Below are 21,767 nucleotides of genomic sequence, written 5' to 3'. Positions count from 1 at the left end.
TACGCAGAGTTCCGTCGCATTTTACTCAATATCGACCCAGAACCGGTTTTGTCATGCTGACCTTTTGCGCATCACCGCAGCGATCATAGGTGGTCACACTGCGCGCCGAAGTGCCGGCGCTGGCAATGATTTTTCGCGCATCCTCGATGCCCAGAGCGGTGGCTTGAGCAAGCGAAGCCAATCTGTCGAGGCGGGGCTGAAGATCCGCGCGATCACGCGGCGTCATCGTTCCCAGCCGCTGCTCTACCAGGGAAAGGTGACGCGTCGCCTCGTCCACCTCGCCGCGAATCAGCGCATCGGCCGCGCTCTCCAGCCATGTGCCGGGATTACCCATGATCGACCTCCTCGACGCCCAGTTCGATTCGCGTCGCCAACATTTGTGCATATTCCCGATTCATGAAAGACGCGAACTGATCCTCGCCCAGCCCCCCCGAAAAACCAGCCGCCCCGACCTGCGGAAATGCGTATTTCATCATCTCTTCAAGAAATGCCTGTTCAAGACGAGCCGTGGGCGCCTTGGCTGATGAGTAGAATTGCAAATTGTTTTCTATACGCATCGGCTCCTCCTATTCGTACACTTACCAATTAGCAGCTGGCGGTAAATATTTGGTAACCCCTGCCAGGTAAAAACAGCACATGAGCATTCGAATCATCTCGATAAATTCAAACACAAGCACTGGCGCCAGCCCGCCTTTGGCTGAACACGGACGCGAAGACGCATTCTCGGCAACTTGGGCCGCCAATGATGCAGCCGAGGTCCGTTTCGGCACCAAAGAGCGCATGGGCGACGCGCCGGAGGTTCCTTCGCGTAGCCAGGATACAGAGGCCAGCCCGCCACTGTCCGAACGCGGAGGCGAAGACGCATTCTCGGCGGCGCGGGCTGTCAATGATGCTGCCGAAATTCGTTCCGACGGCAAAGAGCGCACGAGCGAGGCGTCCGAGGTTCGTTGGCGTAAACAGGATACAGGGGCCAACCCGCCGTTATCTGAACGCGGGGGCAACGACGCATCCGCGGCGGCCTGGGCTATCAATGATGCTGCCGAAATTCGTTTCGACACCAGAGAGCGCACGAGCGAAGTTGCGGAGGTTCTATCGCGCAACCAGTCTTCAGTTGAAGACGAAGGTCAGCAGATCGGCGGCGAATTGGACTTCGGCAGAACCCAGGCAGATTTTGGCGCGCCAGACCAGCATCTGACGATGACGGCGGCGCCTCGGGAAGAGGTGGAAGCGCCGGTCGGCCAGGCGAAGACGATCCACCCCGCGCAACCACCAGCGATTCATTTATCTGATGGCGGCTCATCCGTCGCATATTACGGCCACCAATCGGGGAAGCGGGAAGATCTTACGACATTGGGCGCCGGACCAGCGCGCGCCGCGCCCGATTCGGGGCCCAAACCCCAAAAGCAGCTTTCGGCTGAGCAACTTTCTTCGCCCCTTCAGCGCGAGGGCCCATCTGGCATTCCGACGAGAGAGGTAGCAGCGTTTCCGGCAAACACCACTATGGCCACACTGACGCCCCGACCTGCTTCGGCAGCGTCGAACAATGTTCAGGGCCAGCCCGGTCGGGAACAATCGAATCAGAGCGCTGTTGAACTTGAACTGCATCAGTTGCTGACCCGTCGAACACCAACAGGTGCCATAAGCGAATCGTCAACTCTGGCGGCGATGCGTCCCAGTGCCGACGACGCAGTTCCAAATATGGATGGTGAGATATTTCCAGCGGCGAAGCACGGGGCTGTCAAAGGCTCACAAGCCCTGCATAGCACCGACGCAAGCAGCAAGACTATAACGCGTGCAGAGGTGCCAACCATAGATGCATTTTCAAGCAACCCAATTGAAGCCCCCGAAACGCAGACAGCAACTTCCGACCGCGAGATCAAGGATGATCTCCCGCGGGGCAACTCCACCTTCAGCCTTGCGTCAGCATCACAATTATCTTCGCATGCCGACGAACGGCGAAACCCGCATGGCGCGAGCCGGGCGAGCTCAGCGGATATAGAGACCTTAGGTCAAGCGCCTGTCCTTCAGGCCGAAATCACTGAGCCTCTTTACCTCGCTGACCGACTTATCAGCAGCGGCAATACGCTGAACGTATCACTGTCAGCCGGCGTGCCTCAGCCGACCGCAGCTCCAGCAGCGCCAGTTCAACTCGCCCAGGCGATCATACAGGCGACGAGCACCCGAACCGGCGAGACAGAGTTGACCTTGAACCCTGAAGAACTCGGAACCGTACGCTTTACGATCACGCAGAATGAAAGCGCACTGTCCATTACGGTGACGGTGGACCGCGCCGAGACGCTGCTGCTGCTGCGACGCAATATCGACGTTCTGGCCGCTGAACTTACGCAGGCTGGCCTTTCCGGGGCGTCGATCAATTTCGGCGAATCCGGCCGGGATCGCAAGGCGCCGGCGACTCTGCCGACCGGCCGCAACGCGAAGGGGCACGAAGATAGTCTCGCCGATGTCCCCCCCCAAATTCACGCCGTTCAGCGCCAGGTCGGGGCAGGACGGCTGGATCTCAGGCTTTAAGATGAGAAAATCGAAAGGCGCAATGCAATGGTAGTATCCGCGGCGACATCTGCCCCCACCTCTACGGCGACACCGAAACCGCAGGCCGAGAATTCGGGCTTCTCGGGGGGTGACTTCGAAACGTTTCTGAAGATGCTGACCACGCAGATCCGCAATCAGGACCCCCTTAACCCGATGGAAGGTTCCGACTTCGCTGTTCAGCTGGCGACATTTTCCGGCGTCGAACAGCAGGTCCAGACGAACGATCTTCTACAAAGAATGAACGAGCAGCTGGGTGCAGATTCTCTGTCGAGCTATTCGGAATGGATCGGCCGCAAGGTTCGCACCACCGGGCAAGTCTATTTGGGGCAAGATCCGCTGATCATGAATGTGACCCCAGACCCCACTGCGGACCGTGTCGTTCTGGTCACCAAGGACAGCTATGGCAGGCGCGTCAGCTCGGAGGAGATTGGCAAGGGCAGCGGGCTTGTTGAGTGGTATGGCGTGGATGAGAACGGCCAGCCTTTCCCGAACGGTCTGTACAGCTTTACGCTGGAAAGCTATCGGGGCGATGACCTGATCGCGACAAACGAAGTTGCAAGCTATAGCACCGTTCAAGAAGTTCAGCGCAACAGTGGCAAGATCACGTTCATGCTTGATGGCGGAGCAACGGCTTCATTGTCGCAGATAGACGCATTGGCAGCCAAAAGCGATTGATATGCCGGGTGGCCATGCCGGTGATCTGACCGGTTTGTACGTCGTTCATCAGGCGCGGCCGGACAGACGCTCTGTCATGATGACGGGCTCTGCCAGAGGCTTCAGGTCGGCGAATCCGGCCAGAAATCTGAAACGGGAAGGTGCAGGCGCACACCCCGTTTCGGTTGACGCGCACTAGGTATTGCGGTCCAGATCGCTTTTATCGTGCAGTTTACCTGCAAGCGCCTTCAGCACCTGGACCCTGCCAAATTCAAGAATGGCGCGCTGCCGCGCTGTATCGAAGCCGGGTCGCAAGCGTTCCAGGTCCCGGTCCAGCTGCGATATTCCATGCCCCAGCTGCCCGGCCTCTTGGTTGGCCAGCCGTGCCTCTGCAATGGAAAATGCCGCCTCACTCTCGTAGATATATGCCAGTTTCTGACGCATCTGCTGCCTTTGCGTGGTTGCGGCGTCGACATGGGCACGGAATGCGGCGAAGCGCTTTAGCTCGGCGTCCGATCTGATTTGTGCCAGCCGCGCCAGCTGCTCCAGTTCTTTCGCAGACTTTCTCAATGCGGCCTCCATGTTCTGGCAGATCTGACTGTTGGAATCGGCATGGACTGGCATCTGCCGTGCAACCGCAGCGCATCGCCCGGTAAATCTTGGTGATCACCTACTTTTACCATCCGCGTTTCATCTTTTGTCGCATAGCTTCGGCAAAGCGGATGGCCGCGGCAACTGCGGCGAAATGTTCTGGCTCGATCTCGGCGCCGAGCTTTACCCCGGCATGGATCGCACGCGCAGCCGGCGGATCCGGCCAGATCGGGACCGCATGTTCACGCGCGCGGTCGCGGATCCGCAGCGCAACTGCATCCACACCCTTGGCCACACAGACAGGCGCCCGGCCACTACCCCGCTTCCACTGAAGGGCGACGGCGTAGTGGGTCGGGTTGACGATCACCACATCCGCCTTTTCCACATCGGCCAGCATCGAACTCAGCGCAATTTCCATCGAGCGCTGCCGCCGCGCCGACTTCATATGCGGATCACCCTCGCTGTCTTTCATTTCATCCTTCATTTCCTTCAGCGACATGCGATTGCGCCGCCGAAAATCGAAATGCTTCCAGCCAAGATCGACCACGGCAAACACGATTGAGATCGCCAGCGCCAAGACCAGCGACCAACTGATCACGATCTCCAACCCGCTGATCCAGGCGGTTTCTTCGCGGCTGACGATCAGCCGCGGCAACAACACCTTGAAAAGCTGCCAGCCGCCGAAGCCAACGGCCGCGGCCTTCGACATCGAGATCAAGAAAGTCGCCAGACCGTTCTTGCCGAATTTCTGACCGGCGTTCTTTATGGGATTGATGCGTTTTATATCGAATGCAAGCTTGCTGGGCACGAAAACGATGCCACGCTGCGCGATCATCCCGATCAGGATCACGGCGGCCGGCAGGCTTATCAGCGCCAACGCGAACAGAGCCGCCGATCCCCAAACGCCCAGTGCGGCGTCCAGCGCCGCGGCACCCGCACCGACCACACCAGTCTCGGTCGAGGGCGCCCCCATTTCTTCCCATGTTTTCGCCGCGCGTCCGAGCCAGCCCGGCACAGCCCATGCGACCGCGACAGCCGCCGCGGCCATGGCACCTAAATAAGCGAGTGCCGCGTTGACTTCGGTCGAGCGGGGGAAGTCCCCCTTTTCGCGCGCCTTCCGCAGTTTCTGCTCGGTCGCATCGAATTGTTTGTCGTCGCTCTCGGCTTCACTCATTGCCGCGTCCGCACGAGATGGATGAGATCTGACAGGTCACGTTTTCAACCTGGCGCCGCATGATCAAGGACCGCCAGCGCCCAACCCGACAGGACAGCAGGCGCCAGCAGGGCAAGCCCGACAAGCGCCAGCATGATGATCGCCGGGGCGCCAATGAAAACGACCGGCAACGCCGGCATAACCCGGTTCACGATGCCCGTGAGCAACTGATACAACAGCCCCCCCAATATGAACGGCGAGGCAAGCGCCATTGCGAGCACGAAAGAGCGCGAGACCAGCCCGACCATATGCGCGACATGGTCGCCGCCGACCGCCAGCTGCCCGGCGGGAAAGGCCGCATAGCTTTGCGCGATCAGATCCAGCAGCAGGATCGGCAACCCCATCGCCATCAGCAGGGCGAGCCCGGCCATATGCATGAGGTTGCCGATCGGATGCGGCGCGGCCTCGGTGCCGGTACCAATCAGTTGCGACAGCGAGGCCGTCGCCCCGATGGCAGATGTCGCGACGTGCAGCGCGCTGGCGATGATACGCGCCGGCAACGCGATCAGAAAACCAACCAGAAGCTCTCGGAGCGACAGGACAGCCAAGCCGGGCAGGCTAAGGGATTGCACCCAATCCGTTGGCCCCGAAACACTCAGCGCGACAGGCGCGAGCATCATGGCGAGGCTGGTTCTGACCCGCACGGAAAGCATGCGTTCGGACAGCACGGGAAACACCAGAACGGCAGCTTGTACCCGCAGATAGGCCAGCACCAGGGCGGCGGCCAATGGGGCCAAATCTGGCGGCAGCGCGGCCAACGCATCCATTAGGCGGCCTCAATCGTGCCGATCAGGCTGATTTCGGCCGATGGGTCGATGTCGGCCAGCCCAAGCACGGGCACCGGCAGGCCATGCGCCGAAAGGATATCGCGAAGCTGCCTTCGACGGTGGTCCGGCGCGGCGATCACGGGGTCGTCGCGCGGATCGATCGCGGCGATCTGGGTCCGAACCTGCGCGACCAGTTTGCGGGTCAGATCGGCAACCGGGACGCCGCCGTGGGGCCGCTGCGCGCCATCCTCTGCCGCGACGAACTCGGCCTCCCATGCGGGGTGCAACTGCACGACATTCAATCTCCCCGTCGCGCCGATCATGCGTTGCGTGATTTGTCCACGCAGGCGACGGCGGATTGCCTCGAATACGGCTTCGGGGCTGCCGGCTGCACGACACTCGTGGACTGCATCGACGATCAGGGGCAGGTTCCGGATGGACAGGCCTTCGTCCAGCATCTGGCGCAGGACCGCCAGCAACAGCTCGGGCGAGACCTTTTCGGGCAGCATATTGTCGAAATAGCTTTGATAGGCCTTTGCCCGCGACGGGTCCGACATCTCTTTCAGTTCGGCAATAAGGCGTTGCAGGGCCGTCAGGGTCAGCAGTTCGGAAAGACCTGCCTTGACCACCTCCATCAGGTGCGTCGACAGAACCTCCATCGGGGTAACGACGGTCGCGCCAGCCAGCGCCGCATTTTCCTGTGCATCTGGTTCGATCCATTTTGCATGGGTGCTGAACACGGGCTCTCGAATCAGGGCGCCGGGCAGATCGGCCAGGATCTCCTCGCCCCCCAGGGCCATCAATCGCCCCGATTGCAGCACGCCGCGGCCACGGATGACACCGTGCACGCGGATGAGGTATTCGTTTGCGGCGCAGCCGCTGTCGTCGGTGATGCGCACTTCAGGCAGGATGATCCCGAAGTTCCGGGCAATGTGCGTTCGCAGGTTGCCGATCCTGGCCGCCAGACCACGCCCCGGATCCAGTGCATCCAACACCAGATCGTCGCCAATTTCGACGCAGATATCGTCCATATCCAGCTCGTCCCCGATACGTCGCGAAATTGCAGGTTCTGGTTCTGGCACCAAAGCTGGCTCGGGTTCGGGGGCGGTCTTGCGCAGCCGGATCCGCCATGCTGCAAGACCCAGACCGGCGGCCAGCATCAGGAACAGCAGGCTGGGCATGCCGGGCACGGCTGCCATCAGCACCATTGTTGCCGATACAACGCCTGGCGCGCGCCAGTCGGCCGCAGCCTGACCCAATATCAGGTTAGAGGTTTCCTCGGTTGCGCCACCGCGCGACAACAGCAACGCAGCCGCCATCGACGTAATCAGCGACGGGACCTGGCTGACCAGCCCATCGCCAATCGTCAGGCGCGAGTAGTTCTGAAGCGCGGTGCCGATGGGCAGATCGTGGACAAGGACACCCATGGCGATGCCGACCAGAAGGTTGATCAGCGTGATCACGATCCCGGCGACCGCGTCCCCCTTGACGAATTTCGAGGCGCCGTCCAGCGAGCCGAAGAAGCTGATTTCCCGTTGGTCATTCGCACGGCGTCGCTTTGCCTCGGCGTGATCGATCGCGCCGCAATTGAGATCGCCATCAATCGCCAGCTGCTTGCCGGGCAGGCTGTCCAACGCAAATCGCGCCGAAACCTCGGCCATGCGGCCTGCACCTTTGGTGATGACCATGAAGTTGACGGCAGAGATCACGGCAAAGATCGTCAGCCCGATCATCAGCGAGCCGCCGGCAACGAATTGCGAAAAGCCGCTGATGACGTGGCCGGCGGCACCTTCACCTGCATGGCCTTCAGTCAGGATCAGCCGCGTCGACGACACGTTCAGTGACAGCCGGATAATCAGCGAGATCAGCAGCAGGACCGGAAACGCCTGGAAGTCGGTGGGTTTCTCGACCGTTGAAGCCATTACAAGGATCATCGTGGCACTCGCGATGGAAATCGCGATACCGACATCCAGCAGCGTGGCCGGAATGGGAATGACCATGGTCAGGACGATCAGCACCAACCCGGCGGTGATCATCGTGCCACGAGCTGCGCCCGTCTTTGCCGCCTCAGTCTGCATGAACGCCATCCTCCTGCTGGGGCGGCGGGGCGGGTTGCAGGAAGATCATCTCGTCCAGCGACAGGGCCGGGCCCGTCAACAGGCCTGAACGGCGCAGATAGATCAGCGCCTCCATGCGATCGCCCGCGTCGGGAAGGCGGCGGACATCCAGCAGCAAGGCCGGCCAGAACCAGCCGGTCGATTTCCGCCGTCAACGCGTCAAGGCCGGGTGCGGCTGCCAGCCCGGCTGCCAAAGCAGCAACCAGCATGGTCATGACGCCCTCTTGATTTCGCGCAGCGCATTTTCCAGCGTCACGAAGCTGGGCCTGACCTGTTCCGGCGCGGATTGGCGGCCAACCTCGACACAGAGGTTTGTCGCATGCTGATGCAGCCCCGCGACGAGCACCGATTTGATCACCTCATAGAAGGACATATCGTGTTTCTTCACCGCCCCCAGACGTTGCGCCAGCGGCGCGACAAGGCCGTAGGCCAGAAACACCCCCAGAAACGTCCCCACCAGCGCTGAACCGATCATCTTGCCCAGGATCTCGGGCGGTTGGTCGATCGAGCTCATGGTTTTGATGACCCCCAACACGGCGGCAACAATTCCCAGCGCGGGCAGCGCGTCCGCCATCGACTGCAAGGCATGGGCGACGTGCATCTGTTCTTCCTTGATCAGCGCAATCCGCTTGGCCAGCATGTCTTCGACCTGATAGGGGTCGTCATAGTTCAGGCTGGCTGAACGCAGCGTATCGGTGATGATCGAGACCGCCTCATCATCGGAAAGGATGCGGGGGTAGGCCTGAAAGATCGCGCTGCTTTCGGGGTTTTCGATATGCTCCTCCAGCTCGACGGGACTGCTGCGCGCAAGGCGAAGCAACTGGAACAGCAGACACAGCAGATCCTCGTGATCCTTTCCGTGCCAGACGGGCCCCTTGAAGGCGCGCATGATCGCGGGGACGGTATGTTTCAGCACGTCGCCGCTGTTGGACAGGACATATGATCCCACCGCAGCGCCCCCGATGATCATCATCTCGAAGGGCAGCGCGTGCAGGATCACACCCATCTTGCCGCCGGCGAGGGCATAACCGCCAAAGACCATGACGATGGTCAGGACGATACCAAGCGCTCCGAACATGGTGCTCTCCTATCGCGAGGGGGCGCTTCGTGCGCCCATGTAAGTGGTCAGGACGGCCGCCTTGTCGGGTTCGATCGCGGCCATGATGCGCGCGCCGGTTTCGGGGTTCACCCGCATCAGCAGCTCGGCCGAGAAATTCGCCGGCAGGCTGGACAGCACCGCAGCCGCCTCTTTCGGCTTCATCGCCTCGTACACAGCCACCAGACGCGCAACATCCGCATCCACGGCGCGCTGCGTGTTGGTGCGGGACTTGCTGATCGAGGGGCCGGCATCTTTCAGTCGCCGCAGCTCGGCCGTCAGGGTCGCGCGGGCGGCGGCGATTTCAGCCTTCTTGCTGTCCAGTTCGGCCAGTGCCTTCTTGATCCGGTCCTCGCGGATGCGCAGCCTTTCGACCAGCGCCACAACTTCGGGAATGTCGCCGCAGCCCGCCATCAGATCCGCAGCAGCAGGAGGCGCGGCTTCCTTCGCCGAAGGCGACAGCGGCAGGGCCGCGATCGGCAGCAGGGTGGCCGCCAGAATCGGCAGGATCAGCCTAGCCATCCGCATTCTCCAGCACGGCCGCGCGTGGACGAAGCCGCCTTGGCCGAAGCACCGCCGCCTGTGCCAGTTCGGACTGCAGCGCCCAATAGGCTTTCTCGTTTCGCGACGCTTCGATGGTGCGCGCCAGCTCGCCGGTCGCCGACTCGGCCTCGGCACGGGCGCGCCGGATCGCCTGATCCAGCCGCGAAATTTCCGAGGTCATCACCGCGATTGCGCCACCCAACCCGGTTTCAAGATCGTTCAGCCGCCGCAGGCGACGCGACAGCATGAAGCAATAGATCGCCAGGGGCAGCGCGGTCGCGATGCTGATCATTGGCAGAAGCATGGCAAGGCTCATTGAACCGCAAACTCCGTAATCAGGATATTGTCGATGACACCGCCCCCAAGGACCATGTCGGCACGGGCGCGCAGTTCGGCCCGGATGATTTCCAGCACGCCCCGGCGGTCGATGGCGGCTGGCTGGATATCGCTGAGAAAGCTGGTGAAGCTGTCCGCAATGCGCGGCATCAGCAGCTGCACCTGCGCAACCTTTTCCGGCGGGCATTCCAGCTTGATGCTCAGCACCAGCTGCCGGTCGCGGCCGGCCAGCGGCACCATGATGCGAGGCACGTCGACAAAGCCGACTGCCGGCAACGCATCCGCTGGCTGTTCCTTGGCGGCAAACAGGGCCGACGGGCTGACGACGCCCAGATAGCTGGCCGCGAACCCGCCCAGACCGGCTGCCAGAACGCCTGCCGCCAGCACCAGTTTGCCGCGCCCCGAGCCTGCCGGAGGTTCTTCGACCGCGAGTGTTTCGGACATAGTGATTCTCCTCGTTCGAGCTGAGGATTATCATTTGGCGACTAACCAATAATTAACGCGGCTCGTGCACAAAGGCCCTGATCGAAGACGTCGAATCGAAGGGGACAGGTTTGCAAGAACTGCTGAAATTCTGGGTGGAACGGACATCCCGCCAGCGCTTGGCGATCCTCGGCGGGTTTGTCGCCAGCCTCATCCTGATGCTCGCTTTCGTCGGCCTGGCGGGGCGTACGTCAATGGCACTGCTGTATTCCGGTTTGGACGATACGCAGGCGGGGCCCGTGGTCGCGCATCTTGAACAAAGCGGCGTTGCCTATGAATTGCGCGGCGGCTCGATCTGGGTCGATGAATCGCGGCGTGACCGCATGCGCATGGATCTGGCGGCGCAGAATTTGCCGCAGCAGGGCGGCGCGGGGTATGAAATTCTTGACGGGATGTCGGGCTTCAGCACGACCTCGCAGATGTTCGATGCCGCATATTGGCGCGCGAAGGAAGGTGAACTGGCCCGCACCATCCTGTCGATCCCCGCCATACGCTCGGCGCGGGTCCACCTGACCGCGCCCCAATCGCGCGGCTATCGCGACCAACAGCCCGGCGCCGGGTCGGTGACGGTCGTCACCGACGGCACGCCGCTAACCCAGGCTCAGGCGAATTCGATGCGCTTTCTGGTGGCGTCTGCGGTGCCGAAACTGACCCCCGATTCGGTTTCGGTCATCGATTCCGCGCGCGGCGTTATCCAGCCAACGAAAAACGAAGGCGCAAGCGACCGCGAAACCCGCATGAAGGAAAATGTCGAGCGCATCCTGACGCCGCATGTCGGCGCAGGAAACGCGATTGTCGAGGTCAGCATCGACCTCGTGACCCAATCCGAGCAGCTGACCGAACGCAGCTTTGATCCGACGCAACGGGCGATGATTTCTCAGGAAACCGAAGAGATGACGGATGAAAGCAGCATAGCGGAAAATGCTGCGGTCACGGCGGCATCGAACCTGCCCGAGCAGGGCGGGCAGGCGGGCGACAAGCAGCAGTCTCAGCGGGCCGAGACGCGGCAGCGCGCGAATTACGAAGTTGGCAGCGTTACCCGGCAGATCGACCGGCGCCCCGGTGCGATCCGCCGTCAAAGTGTCGCCGTGCTGGTGAACGGCGTCCCGCGCGAAGACGCGAACGGCGAGACCGAGATCGTCGCCCGGACCGAACCGGAACTGGAAGCCATCCGAGAGTTGGTGGCCGCAGCCGTTGGGTTCGACGAGGCGCGCGGCGACGAGTTGACGGTGAAGTCGATGCCCTTCGTGGCGACGGCAGCCAACGGAACCATGGTTGACCGTGAAAATGGGCTGATAGACCGGCTGGCGCTTGATTCTCTGGCCTGGCTGGCGCTTGTCGGGTCGTTTGCGCTGATCGCGCTGGCACTGACACTGCGCGCCCTGCGCAAGGGGGGCTTGGGCTCCGATGGGGCTGCGCAGCTGGACGATTCGGCGCCGCCCGCCGCCGCAGCGTTGCCCGAACTGTCGGTCGCGAACGCCGGGGGCTCGCCCGAAATTCCCATGCTGCCGATGGCGGCGGCAGACTTCGATTTCGACCATCCCGGCGGTTCTCTCATATCCGGCGACGACCCGGTCGCGCGGCTGAAGCAACTGATGAAGGAACGACAGGAAGAAACCGTTCGCCTGTTGAACGGGTGGATCGGCGATGACGAAAGGAAAACCACATGAGCGCGGCATTGAGACTGGAGGACTTCGCACGCCCTGCCTTGCCGTCCGCGCCGCGCTTTTCGCCCGCAGAGCTCGCAGCGGAGTACCGTCGCGGCCGCATGGAAGGTGAGGCTGCGGCGCGCGATGCCGACATACAGGCGCTGACGGCTGCGCTGGTGCAATCGGCGGAACAGACCAGCGCGCTGGAAAACACGCGCGCGCAAGCCATCCGCGAAGCTCTTGATGCGGTTCTGCCGGTCCTTCAGGCGATCACCCGACAACTGGCCTCTGACATCGAGGACCGGATGGCCCGAACGATTTTCACCGAGCTTCAGCGGCTTTGCCAGGCGGGGATCGCCCCGACCTGCCGGATTGCCGCCAATGCGCGGCTGATCCAGCGCCTGTCCGAGCGGATCGAAGAACTGGGCCTCGATCGGGTCACGCTGCTGACCGGGACGCATACCGAAATCACTTTTGAGGGGGGGCGCATTGCCATCGACCCCGCCGAAATTACCGACCAGATAGCCGCCCTGCTGGCCGAGCTGTCGCCATCCGAGGAATGACACATGGACCTGCATCACGCCGTTCTGACCGACAATATCCCCGTCGAGATCTCTGTCCGTATCGGCCGGCGGCAGATGACCGTCGCCGAGCTGTCCAGCCTGAAGGAAAATGACATCCTGCCGCTGGATCAGGGCGTCGATGATACGGTTGAAATTTGCGTCGGCGACCACATCGTCGCATATGGCGAGCTGGTCGCCGACGATGATGACAGCGGTCGCCTGATGTTGCGGATCACGCGCGCCGGCGGAGAGGCCGCGTGATCGCTGCCTTTCCGATATTGCTGACAAGGGTGGTGGTGCTTGGCATCATGCTGGCAATCTCAGGGTCCATGGCGCTTGCTCAGAACGCGCTGGATACGGGCACCGGGACACTTGCAACCGAAACCACGGAAGGCAGCGCCCCCGCGCAGGGGTTGGATGCGGCGATTTCCTCGGCCCTGACGACCGCGCACAGCGCAGTCGAAGGGGGTTCGGGTGGGGTGGGGCAAAGCTCGATCCTGCTGTTCCTGGGGCTGACCGTCCTGTCGCTGGCCCCGGCCATCGCCATTACCGTGACCTGCTTTCCATTCATGGTGACGGTGCTTTCGATCCTGCGGCAATCGCTGGGGTTGCAGCAATCTCCACCGAACATGCTGATCGTCAGTCTGGCGCTGTTCCTGACATGGTTCGTGATGGACCCGGTCCTGAGGGAAGCCTGGGACCAGGCCGGCCCACCATTGCAAACGGGGCAGATCGGCATCGTCGACGCACTGTCGCGCGCGATTGGCCCGTTCGAACGCTTCATGGCCGCACGCACCGATCCGGCGATTCTGGACGAAATGCGCTCTCTGGTTCCGCCAGATCCCGCCGGGGACGGGCTGCGCCTGCTGATACCCTCCTTCATGCTCACCGAACTTCAGCGCGCATTCGAAATCGGCTTCCTGATCGCACTGCCCTTTCTGGTCATCGATCTCGTCGTATCCGCGGTTCTGATGGCCATGGGGATGATGATGGTCCCGCCGGCCATCGTCGCCTTGCCGTTCAAACTGGCCTTCTTCGTCGTGGTGGACGGCTGGGCGATGCTGTCGGCTGCATTAGTCCGCGGGTATCAATAGCCGGCGTGTCGAAAACGGGACCGGCCGCAGAACGAAGGCCCCGGCTCTGGCGCGGTGGGTGGGCGCTGTCTGGGTCTTTGCCCTTGGGATCGCCGACAAGCGTCCTATATTGGGGCGGAGCTGCGTCGTTACGGCGCCAGATATTCCGAAGGATCTCATGACCAATATCAACCAGATCGCGTGGGACGACACGGTCCTGCCGTTCCAGCTCGACCGTTCCTCGATCCGTGGCCGGGTGGCGCGGCTGGACGGGGTGCTGGACCATATCCTGTCCCGCCACAAATATCCTGCCCCGGTCGCCGCCGCGGTGGCAGAGCTTGCGCTGCTGGCCGCGCTGATCGGCCCGACGATCAAACTGCGCTGGAAACTGTCGCTGCAGGTGCGCGGCAAGGGTGCGATCCGCACCGTCGCGGCCGATTACTATGCACCCGAATCCGACGGTGCCCCCGCCCGTATCCGGGCCTGGGCCAGCTTTGACGAGGATCGGCTGACCGACGAACCGCTTTTCGATCAGATCGGCGAGGGCTATTTCGCCATCCTCATCGACCAAGGCACGGGAAGCCTGCCGTATCAGGGGATCACGCCGTTGGCGGGTGGCTCGCTTGCTGCCTGCGCGGGCACTTATTTCGCGCAGTCCGAACAGCTGCCGACCAGCTTTAGCCTGTCCTATGGCCGCTCGATCCTGCCCGGACAGCGCGAGGGCTGGCGGGCCGGCGGGATCATGCTGCAAACGCTGCCGGCGCAGCCGATGGCCGGCGAAGGCGGCAGCGGCGATGGCGGGCTGATCCAGGCCGCCGACATCCTGCAAGGCGCCGAATCCGAAGACTGGAATCGCGCCAACCACCTGCTGGCGACGGTCGAGGAAATCGAACTGATCGGCCCGACGCTGGCACCGACCGACCTTCTGGTGCGGCTGTTCCACGAAGAACAACCCCGGGTGTTCGACCCGCAGCGCGTCGAATTTGGATGCTCATGCACCGAGGAGCGGGTGCGCGGCACGCTGTCGATCTATTCGCAAAAGGACATCGCGCATATGACCACCGATGACGGCCTCGTCACTGCCGATTGCCAGTTCTGCGGGGCGCATTACGAATTCGACCCGCAATCGCTGGGCTTCGAAGCGACCATAGACGCCGAGGGCAATCCGCTGCCCCCGTCCCAGCCCCCACAGGACGACGCGCGGCCATGACGGCCAGCGCCGGAATTTCCCCGGCAAATGCAGGGGCGCCGCGTATCCGCGCGGCGTCCATCGCGCCTGCGGGCGCCCCTTGCGGCGAAGCACTGGTTGCACGTCTGCAGGCGGCGCTTGCCATACCGGCCCAGCCGAGCTCTGATTTCGATGCCAATCCTGGCGTTGCCCCCGAACCGCCCCTGCGCGAGGCTGCCGTGCTGGCCGCCTTTCACGAAGGCGACGGCCGGCTTTTCCTGACCAAGCGCGCCGCAACCATGCGCCACCATCCGGGCCAGATCGCCCTGCCCGGCGGCAAGGTCGATCCCGGCGATGCCGACGCGACCGCCGCCGCCCTGCGCGAGGCGCAAGAAGAAATCGGCCTCGATCCCGCGCAGGTTTCGTTGATCGGTGCGCTGCCACCACATCTGACCGTGACCCGGTTCCGCATCACCCCGATCATCGCCGTCGTCCGCGGCGACTTTACGCCCATCCCCGAACCCGGAGAGGTGGCCGAGGTCTTCGCCCTGCCCTTCGCCCATATCGCCAACCCGGCGAATTACCGGCTGGAGGGGCGGATCTGGCGTGGCGGCTGGCGTGCCTATCAAGTGGCGCCATATGGGCCCTATTATCTGTGGGGCGCGACGGCGCGGATCCTGCTGGGACTGGCCGAAAGGTTGTCGGCATGAAGCTTCAGGCCAGCTTCCTTTCCGATCCGGCGCTGCAATCGGTCCTGACCATGCTGGAATCCGGTGGCCACCGCGCGTTGATCGTCGGCGGCGCGGTACGCAATGCGCTGTTGGGCCAACCGGTCGGCGATATGGACATCGCCACCGACGCCCGACCCGAACGCGTGGTCGAGCTTGCCCGCGCGGCGGGGCTGAAGCCTGTCCCGACCGGGATTGATCATGGCACCGTTACCGTCGTATCGCAGGGCGCCCCCTTCGAGGTGACGACCTTCCGCCGCGATGTGGAAACAGACGGCCGCAATGCCACCGTCGCCTTTTCGACGCGGATCGAGGATGACGCCGCGCGGCGCGATTTTACCATGAATGCGCTTTACGCGGATGCCTCGGGCGCGGTGCGCGACCCGATCGGTGGCCTGCCCGACCTGCAATCGCGCACCCTGCGCTTTGTCGGCGTGCCTCGTGATCGCATCCGCGAGGATTATCTGCGGATCCTGCGGTTTTTCCGCTTTCTGGCGTGGTATGCGGATCAGACAGCGCCGGGAACGATCGAGGCGATCACCGCCGAGCGTGGTGGATTGCCGCGCGTCTCGGCCGAGCGGATCGGGGCGGAAATGCGCAAGCTTCTGGCCGCCCCCGACCCCGCCCCCGCGCTGGCTTTGATGGCCGAGACCGGGGTGCTTGCGCAGATCCTTCCCGATGCGGATCCGGCCCCCCTTGCCGCATTGATCGGGGCCGAGGCCGCGCATGATGCTGCGCCCGACTGGCTGCGCCGACTGGCCGCGTTGGCTCCGGCGAAGACAGCCGAACGTCTGCGGCTGTCGCGCGCCGAGATGACGCGGCTGACGGCGCTGGAACGGGCGCTTGGGCTTGATCTGGACGAGGCCGCGTTCCGCCATGGCGCAACAATCGCCCGCGATGCCGCCCTGATCCGGCTGGCGCGCGGCGACCGGCTGCCCGCAGACTGGCCGGCGCGGATCGACCGCGCGGCTTCGTCGCCATTGCCGATTTCGGCGGCGGACCTGATGCCCGAACTGACCGGCCCGGCGGTGGGCCAAGGCCTGAAAGCGGCGGAGAAGGCGTGGATCGACTCGGGGTTCGTGGCACCGGCTGCGACGCTGATCGCGACGGCGCGTCGGAACCAAGGCGGCAGCGCATGAACCTGCACGCCCCCTTCACCCGGCTGATCGACGCCTTCCGCCCCGCCGACGGGCCGCCGCCGCAAACGCTTGTGCGCTTTATCAGCTGGGCGCTGTCCGGCGCCGGTCGCGGCCTTGGCGTGGCGGCGCTGGCATCAATCGCGGCTGGCGTGGTCGACGTCGCCTCGGCCACGCTGCTGGGCGCGGTGATCGACGGCGTGACCAATGCACCGCCGGGCGAGGTCTGGTCGGCTAACTGGCCGGTCCTGCTTGGCTTCGTGGCGTTTTTCCTGATCTTGCGCCCGGTCATCGTCGGGCTGTCGACGGCCTCGTCCAACATGATCGTCGGGCCGAATATCCTGCCGCTGGTGCTGTCGCGGCTGCATCGCTGGACGATGGGTCACGCGGTCAGTTTCTTTGACAATGACTTCGCCGGGCGGCTGGCGCAGAAACAGATGCAGACCGCCCGCGCCGTCACCGATGTGGCGGCCGAACTGGTCAACGTGGTCGCGTTCGCGCTGGCAACGGTGCTGGGATCGGCGTTCTTCCTGCTGTCGGTAGATGGCTGGGGGGCGCTTGCGCTGCTAGTCTGGCTGGTCTGCTATCTGGCGCTGATCCGGTTCTTCCTGCCGCGCATCCGCAGCCATTCGGCGGCGCGCGCCTCGGCCCGGGCGCTGATAACCGGGCAGGTCGTCGACACGATCACCAATATCAAGACGGTGAAGCTGTTCGCCCATGCCGAACACGAGGACCGCGCCGCGTTAAGCGCGATGGCAGGTTTCCGCGAAAAGGCGCTGGATTTCGGCGTCGTATCCACCTGGTTTCGGTTGTCGCTGATGACGCTGGCGGGTGTGTTGCCGGTGATCCTGATCGGCGGCACGGTCTGGCTGTATCAGCAAGGTCAGGCGACCGCGGGCGACATCGCCGCCGCAGGCGCGATTGCGCTGCGGCTGTCGCAGATGACCGGCTGGGTCAGCATGTCCCTGATGGGCATCTGGGGCTCGGTTGGTGAAATCGAGGACGGGATGAAAACCCTCTCGCCCCCGCATGGCCTGACCGATGCGCCGGACGCCCTGCCGCTGCCCCGCGCAAACGGGCTGATCCGGTTCGATAATGTCAGCTTCAACTATGGCCGCACGGATGGGCGCGGCGGCGTGCGGGACATCAACCTGACCATTCAACCCGGCGAAAGGGTCGGGCTGGTCGGGGCCTCGGGCGCTGGGAAATCGACTCTGGTCGGGCTTTTGCTGCGGCTTTACGATGTCGAACAGGGCGAAATCCAGATCGACGGGCATGACATTCGCACGGTCACGCAGGAAAGCCTGCGCCGCCAGATCGCCATGGTCACGCAGGAAACCGCGATGTTCAACCGCTCGGCGCGCGAGAATATCCGCTATGGCCGTCCCGACGCGACACAGGCCGAAATCGCGGCTGCGGCCGAGGCGGCCGAGGCGGACGGCTTCATCTCGGAAATGCAGGACCATGCCGGGCGGCAGGGTTATGACGCGCATCTGGGCGAACGCGGCGTCAAGCTGTCGGGCGGGCAGCGCCAGCGCATCGCCCTTGCCCGCGCCTTCCTGAAGGACGCCCCGATCCTGATCCTTGACGAAGCGACCTCGGCGCTGGATAGCGAGGTCGAGGCCGCGATTCAGACCTCGCTGGACCGTGTGATGGCGGGCAAGACGGTGCTGGCCATCGCGCACCGGCTGTCCACCATTGCCGAGATGGACCGGATCGTGGTGTTGGAAGAAGGGCGCATCGTCGAGGAAGGCCGGCACGAGGAATTGCTGGCCCAGGGCGGCACCTATGCGCGTTACTGGAACCGCCAGTCGGGCGGGTTCCTGGGCACGGACGAGGCGGAAGCAGCCGAATGACGATCTGGACGGTAGAGCGGTTGGGCCACAAGGGCGAGGGGATCGCGCGCGGCCCGGACGGTCAGCAGGCGCGCGCGCCCCGCGTCCTGCCCGGCGAGGTGATCGAGGGCATCGCCGAAGATGGCCGCATCGCCGCGCCGAAGATCGTGAGACCTTCTGCCCAGCGGGTGCGCCCGGCCTGCGCCCATTACGCCAGTTGCGGCGGCTGTTCGCTGATGCATGCCTCGGATGGTTTCGTGGCGCGGTGGAAGGCGCAGATGGTCGAAACCGCGCTGGCGGCGCATGGGATCACGGCGGAAATCGGCGGCATCGCCACCTCGCCCGCGCGGTCACGCAGGCGTGCCGTGCTGTCGGGACGGCGGACGAAAAAGGGCGCGATGCTGGGCTTTCACGGCCGCGCCTCGGATCAGATCACCGATATTTCGGACTGCCACCTGCTGCGGCCGGGGATCACCGCCGCGCTGCCCGCGCTGCGCGACATGGTCGTGGCCGGCGGCTCGCGCGGGGGCGAAGTCAGCCTGACCGTCACCGAGGGGCCGGAAGGTCTGGACGTCGCCGTCACCGGGGCCAAGCCGCTGGATCCGGCGCTGTCGGGGAAGCTGACAGCCATCATGTCTGCGGCCGATCTGGCGCGGCTGCATTGGGGCGACGAAAGCCTGACCCGGCGCGCGCCGTCGCAGATCATGGGCCGCGCGCGCGTCACTCCGCCGCCCGGCGCCTTCCTGCAAGCCACGGCCGAAGGCGAAGCCGCGCTGCTGAGCGTCGTGCGCAAATCCCTGCAGGGTGCAAGCCGCATCGTCGATCTGTTCGCGGGCTGCGGCACCTTCACCCTGCCGCTGGCCAGCCATGCCGAGATGCACGCGGTCGAAGGCCTTGCCGCGCCGCTGGCGGCGCTGGATGTCGGCTGGCGCGCCACGCCCGGTCTGCACCGCATCACCACCGAGGTCCGCGACCTGTCCGCCCGCCCGTTGCTGCCCGAAGAATTGAACCGTTACGACGCCGCCCTGATCGACCCGCCGCGCGCAGGCGCTGCCGCGCAGGCAGCGCAGCTTGCGGCATCAGATCTGTCGCGCGTGGCCTGGGTCAGCTGCGATCCGGTCACCTTCGCGCGCGACGCGAAAACCATGATCGAGGGCGGCTATCGCATGGGTCCGATTTTCGTCGTCGACCAGTTCCGCTGGTCCCCGCATGTCGAAACGGTGACCAGCTTCACCCGCGACTAGACGAACAGATCGACCCGCTTCTGTTCGCCCACGCCGAAGACCCGCTTGTAACGTTCGATCTCGTCCTTTGGCCCCATCGCTTTGGCGGGATTGTCCGACAGCTTCACGGTCGGGCGACCCTCGGCCTCGACCGCCTTGCAGACGAGGCTGAGCGGATCCAGCCCGTCACCATTCACAAGGCCACGGAAATCATTGGTCAAAAGTGTGCCCCAGCCGAAGCTTGCCTTCACCTTCCCATCGAAACGGCCATAGAGGTCCTCGATCTCGGCCACATCCAGCCCGTCCGAGAAGATAACCAGCTTTTCGCGCGGATTCTCGCCCTTCTGCTTCCACCACTCGATCGCGGTTTCCGTCACCTTCACCGGATCGCCGCTGTCGACACGAATGCCGGTCCAGCCGGCCAGCCAGTCGGGCGCACCTTTCAGGAAGCCTTCGGTCCCGTAGGTGTCGGGCAAGATGACGCGCAGATTGCCATCATGTTCTTCGTGCCAATCGGCCAGCACGCGGTAAGGGGCCTGACGCAATTCGTCGTCGTCATTGGCCAGCGCGGCATAGACCATCGGCAGTTCATGCGCGTTGGTCCCGATCGCCTCCAGATCGCGGCGCATGGCGATCAGGCAGTTCGAGGTGCCGATGAACTTGCCATCCGGCGCATTCCCCAAGCCTTCGCCCATCGCCTGCACGCACCAGTCCTGCCACAGATAGGAATGCCGGCGGCGGGTGCCGAAATCGGCGATTTTCAGGTTCGGCAGCTTGTCCAGCTCGGTGATCTTTTCCCAGATCCGGGTCATTGCACGGGCATAAAGCACCTGCAATTCGAACCGGCCCATATCCTTGGTGACCGCGCGCGAGCGCAGCTCCATGATGATCGCCAGCGCCGGGATTTCCCACAGCATCACCTCGGGCCATTTGCCTTCAAAGCGCAGCTCATACTGGCCGTCGCGCTTGGACAGTTCGTATTCGGGCAGCTGGACGTTCTCCAGCCACTCCATGAAATCGGGGCGGAACATCTGCCGCTTACCATAGAAGGTATTGCCGCGCAGCCAGGTCGATTCCCCCCGCGTCAGCCGCAGCGCGCGGACCTGATCCAGCTGTTCGCGCAGCTCGACCTCGTCCACGATTTCGGCCAGAGGCACGGATTTCGTGCGGTTGATCAACTGAAAGGTGACATTCGTATCCGGCTTGTTGCGGAAAACCGACTGACACATCAACAGCTTGTAAAAATCAGTGTCCAGCAGCGACCGCACGATCGGGTCGATCTTCCAGCGGTGGTTATAGACCCGTCCCGCGATATCGACATTGGGCATCATCATGTCAGCGTCACTCCTGCTGCGCGCATCGCCTCGCGCGCCGCCGCACGAGAGCCGTTCAGATCGATGGCCCGCGTGGCGTCTTCGATCACGCGGGTGGTAAAGCCCAGCCTGGCTGCGTCGATGGCCGACCAGGCGACGCAGAAATCAAGGGCGAGGCCGACGAAATCCACCCGCATCAACCCACGCTCGCGCAGATAGCCTTCCAGCCCGGTGCGCGTCTGGTGGTCGTTTTCGAAAAAGGCAGAGTAGCTGTCGATTTCGGGGCGAAAGCCCTTGCGAATGACCACATCCGCGACATCCACCGCCAGCGCCGGGTGAAACCCCGCACCGGGCGAGCCGATCACGCAATGCTGCGGCCACAGCACCTGCGGACCGTAATCCATCTGAACGGTGCTGAACGGCTCTGCCCCCGGGTGACTATCGGCAAAGCTGGAATGATCGGCCGGGTGCCAGTCCTGGGTCAGGATGACGGCGTCGTAATCGGCCATCAGGTCATTGATGGGGGCGATGATCTCGTCCCCGCCAGCGACGGCCAACCGGCCACCGGGGCAGAAATCGACCTGCGCGTCGATCACGATCAGGGCTGTCGGCATCGGGGCCTCCTTCGTTAGGCATTTGGTAACAGCTAGGTGGCGCGCGTCAATGGCACCGGGTTCGCCCGCATCGTCAGCACTTGCCCCCGCGCGCAAACTGGGCAACCTGACCAAA

24 protein-coding genes are annotated in these 21,767 nt (G+C 63.7%); 11 read left to right on the top strand and 13 right to left on the bottom strand.

Annotated elements, in window-relative coordinates:
- Positions 1–25: 25 nt before the first annotated feature.
- Together G7044_RS08425 and G7044_RS08420 are read right to left on the bottom strand one after the other, a co-directional pair.
- The gene (locus G7044_RS08425) at positions 26–334 is read right to left on the bottom strand and encodes a hypothetical protein (RefSeq protein ID WP_166327947.1); all 309 of its coding nucleotides are present in this window, start codon (positions 332–334) and stop codon (positions 26–28) included.
- Positions 327–557 (bottom strand): hypothetical protein, encoded by a 231-nt coding sequence (locus tag G7044_RS08420; RefSeq protein WP_166327946.1) that lies wholly within the window; start codon positions 555–557, stop codon positions 327–329. Before G7044_RS08420 ends, G7044_RS08425 begins: the two co-directional genes overlap by 8 nt.
- Positions 558–636: 79 nt before the next feature.
- Here G7044_RS08420 and G7044_RS08415 point away from each other — a divergent pair, with 79 nt between their 5' ends.
- Together G7044_RS08415 and G7044_RS08410 are read left to right on the top strand one after the other, a co-directional pair.
- Complete coding sequence (locus G7044_RS08415) at positions 637–2,529, top strand: flagellar hook-length control protein FliK (protein WP_166327945.1); 1,893 nt, start codon at positions 637–639, stop codon at positions 2,527–2,529.
- Positions 2,530–2,556: 27 nt separating this feature from the next.
- Entirely contained in the window at positions 2,557–3,225 is a 669-nt protein-coding gene (locus G7044_RS08410; RefSeq protein ID WP_166327944.1) for a flagellar hook capping FlgD N-terminal domain-containing protein, read from the top strand.
- Between the two features lie 174 nt (positions 3,226–3,399).
- On the opposite strand, the gene G7044_RS08405 is transcribed toward G7044_RS08410, so the two are convergent.
- The 9 genes from G7044_RS08405 to G7044_RS08370 all read right to left on the bottom strand — a co-directional run bounded on the left by G7044_RS08405 (position 3,400) and on the right by G7044_RS08370 (position 10,311).
- On the bottom strand, positions 3,400–3,828 hold the full coding sequence (locus tag G7044_RS08405) for a hypothetical protein (protein WP_166327943.1): 429 nt from the start codon (positions 3,826–3,828) through the stop codon (positions 3,400–3,402).
- 52 nt (positions 3,829–3,880) lie between these two features.
- A complete protein-coding gene (gene flhB, locus G7044_RS08400) occupies positions 3,881–4,969 on the bottom strand; it encodes a flagellar type III secretion system protein FlhB (RefSeq protein WP_166327942.1) in 1,089 nt (362 codons plus the stop codon).
- 44 nt (positions 4,970–5,013) lie between these two features.
- A complete protein-coding gene (locus G7044_RS08395) occupies positions 5,014–5,775 on the bottom strand; it encodes a flagellar biosynthetic protein FliR (protein WP_166327941.1) in 762 nt (253 codons plus the stop codon).
- Positions 5,775–7,853 (bottom strand): flagellar biosynthesis protein FlhA, encoded by a 2,079-nt coding sequence (locus tag G7044_RS08390; RefSeq protein WP_235931214.1) that lies wholly within the window; start codon positions 7,851–7,853, stop codon positions 5,775–5,777. Before G7044_RS08390 ends, G7044_RS08395 begins: the two co-directional genes overlap by 1 nt.
- Positions 7,843–7,968 (bottom strand): hypothetical protein, encoded by a 126-nt coding sequence (locus G7044_RS18155; RefSeq protein WP_268935368.1) that lies wholly within the window; start codon positions 7,966–7,968, stop codon positions 7,843–7,845. The genes G7044_RS08390 and G7044_RS18155 overlap by 11 nt, the downstream gene beginning before the upstream one ends.
- Positions 7,969–8,103: 135 nt before the next feature.
- Positions 8,104–8,970: a flagellar motor stator protein MotA gene (gene motA / locus G7044_RS08385; RefSeq protein WP_166327939.1), complete on the bottom strand. Its 867-nt coding sequence runs from the start codon at positions 8,968–8,970 to the stop codon at positions 8,104–8,106.
- A 9-nt stretch (positions 8,971–8,979) separates the two neighbouring features.
- On the bottom strand, positions 8,980–9,510 hold the full coding sequence (locus G7044_RS08380) for a MotE family protein (protein WP_166327938.1): 531 nt from the start codon (positions 9,508–9,510) through the stop codon (positions 8,980–8,982).
- Complete coding sequence (locus tag G7044_RS08375; RefSeq protein ID WP_235931213.1) at positions 9,503–9,835, bottom strand: hypothetical protein; 333 nt, start codon at positions 9,833–9,835, stop codon at positions 9,503–9,505. Before G7044_RS08375 ends, G7044_RS08380 begins: the two co-directional genes overlap by 8 nt.
- Before the next feature lie 8 nt (positions 9,836–9,843).
- On the bottom strand, positions 9,844–10,311 hold the full coding sequence (locus G7044_RS08370) for a flagellar basal body-associated FliL family protein (protein ID WP_166327936.1): 468 nt from the start codon (positions 10,309–10,311) through the stop codon (positions 9,844–9,846).
- A 110-nt stretch (positions 10,312–10,421) separates the two neighbouring features.
- Between G7044_RS08370 and fliF the strand changes: the two genes are divergently transcribed.
- The 9 genes from fliF to G7044_RS08325 all read left to right on the top strand — a co-directional run bounded on the left by fliF (position 10,422) and on the right by G7044_RS08325 (position 19,746).
- Complete coding sequence (gene fliF, locus G7044_RS08365) at positions 10,422–12,020, top strand: flagellar basal-body MS-ring/collar protein FliF (protein WP_166327935.1); 1,599 nt, start codon at positions 10,422–10,424, stop codon at positions 12,018–12,020.
- Positions 12,017–12,562 carry a hypothetical protein gene (locus tag G7044_RS08360; RefSeq protein ID WP_166327934.1) on the top strand — a complete coding sequence of 182 codons (546 nt, stop codon included), beginning with the start codon at positions 12,017–12,019 and terminating at the stop codon, positions 12,560–12,562. The genes fliF and G7044_RS08360 overlap by 4 nt, the downstream gene beginning before the upstream one ends.
- Positions 12,563–12,565: 3 nt before the next feature.
- Positions 12,566–12,823 carry a FliM/FliN family flagellar motor switch protein gene (locus G7044_RS08355; RefSeq protein ID WP_166327933.1) on the top strand — a complete coding sequence of 86 codons (258 nt, stop codon included), beginning with the start codon at positions 12,566–12,568 and terminating at the stop codon, positions 12,821–12,823.
- Positions 12,820–13,656, top strand: coding sequence for a flagellar type III secretion system pore protein FliP (locus G7044_RS08350; protein WP_328803832.1), 837 nt, complete (start codon positions 12,820–12,822; stop codon positions 13,654–13,656). Before G7044_RS08355 ends, G7044_RS08350 begins: the two co-directional genes overlap by 4 nt.
- Positions 13,657–13,813: 157 nt before the next feature.
- Positions 13,814–14,845: an Hsp33 family molecular chaperone HslO gene (gene hslO / locus G7044_RS08345; protein ID WP_166327932.1), complete on the top strand. Its 1,032-nt coding sequence runs from the start codon at positions 13,814–13,816 to the stop codon at positions 14,843–14,845.
- The gene (locus G7044_RS08340) at positions 14,842–15,513 is read left to right on the top strand and encodes an NUDIX hydrolase (RefSeq protein ID WP_166327931.1); all 672 of its coding nucleotides are present in this window, start codon (positions 14,842–14,844) and stop codon (positions 15,511–15,513) included. The genes hslO and G7044_RS08340 overlap by 4 nt, the downstream gene beginning before the upstream one ends.
- Positions 15,510–16,670: a CCA tRNA nucleotidyltransferase gene (locus tag G7044_RS08335; protein ID WP_166327930.1), complete on the top strand. Its 1,161-nt coding sequence runs from the start codon at positions 15,510–15,512 to the stop codon at positions 16,668–16,670. Before G7044_RS08340 ends, G7044_RS08335 begins: the two co-directional genes overlap by 4 nt.
- A complete protein-coding gene (locus tag G7044_RS08330; RefSeq protein ID WP_166327929.1) occupies positions 16,667–18,523 on the top strand; it encodes an ABC transporter ATP-binding protein in 1,857 nt (618 codons plus the stop codon). The genes G7044_RS08335 and G7044_RS08330 overlap by 4 nt, the downstream gene beginning before the upstream one ends.
- Positions 18,520–19,746: a class I SAM-dependent RNA methyltransferase gene (locus G7044_RS08325; RefSeq protein WP_166327928.1), complete on the top strand. Its 1,227-nt coding sequence runs from the start codon at positions 18,520–18,522 to the stop codon at positions 19,744–19,746. The genes G7044_RS08330 and G7044_RS08325 overlap by 4 nt, the downstream gene beginning before the upstream one ends.
- On the opposite strand, the gene pncB is transcribed toward G7044_RS08325, so the two are convergent.
- Positions 19,743–21,059, bottom strand: a complete 1,317-nt coding sequence (pncB, locus tag G7044_RS08320; protein ID WP_166327927.1) for a nicotinate phosphoribosyltransferase — start codon at positions 21,057–21,059, stop codon at positions 19,743–19,745. The genes G7044_RS08325 and pncB overlap by 4 nt on opposite strands.
- Entirely contained in the window at positions 21,056–21,652 is a 597-nt protein-coding gene (pncA, locus tag G7044_RS08315) for a bifunctional nicotinamidase/pyrazinamidase (RefSeq protein WP_166327926.1), read from the bottom strand. The genes pncB and pncA overlap by 4 nt, the downstream gene beginning before the upstream one ends.
- Positions 21,653–21,767: the final 115 nt, after the last annotated feature.

This window comes from Paracoccus xiamenensis (assembly GCF_011308835.1).
GTDB lineage: Bacteria > Pseudomonadota > Alphaproteobacteria > Rhodobacterales > Rhodobacteraceae > Paracoccus > Paracoccus xiamenensis.
The sequence above is the reverse complement of the archived record's forward strand: the minus strand, read 5'-3'. Positions and strand labels throughout refer to the sequence as shown.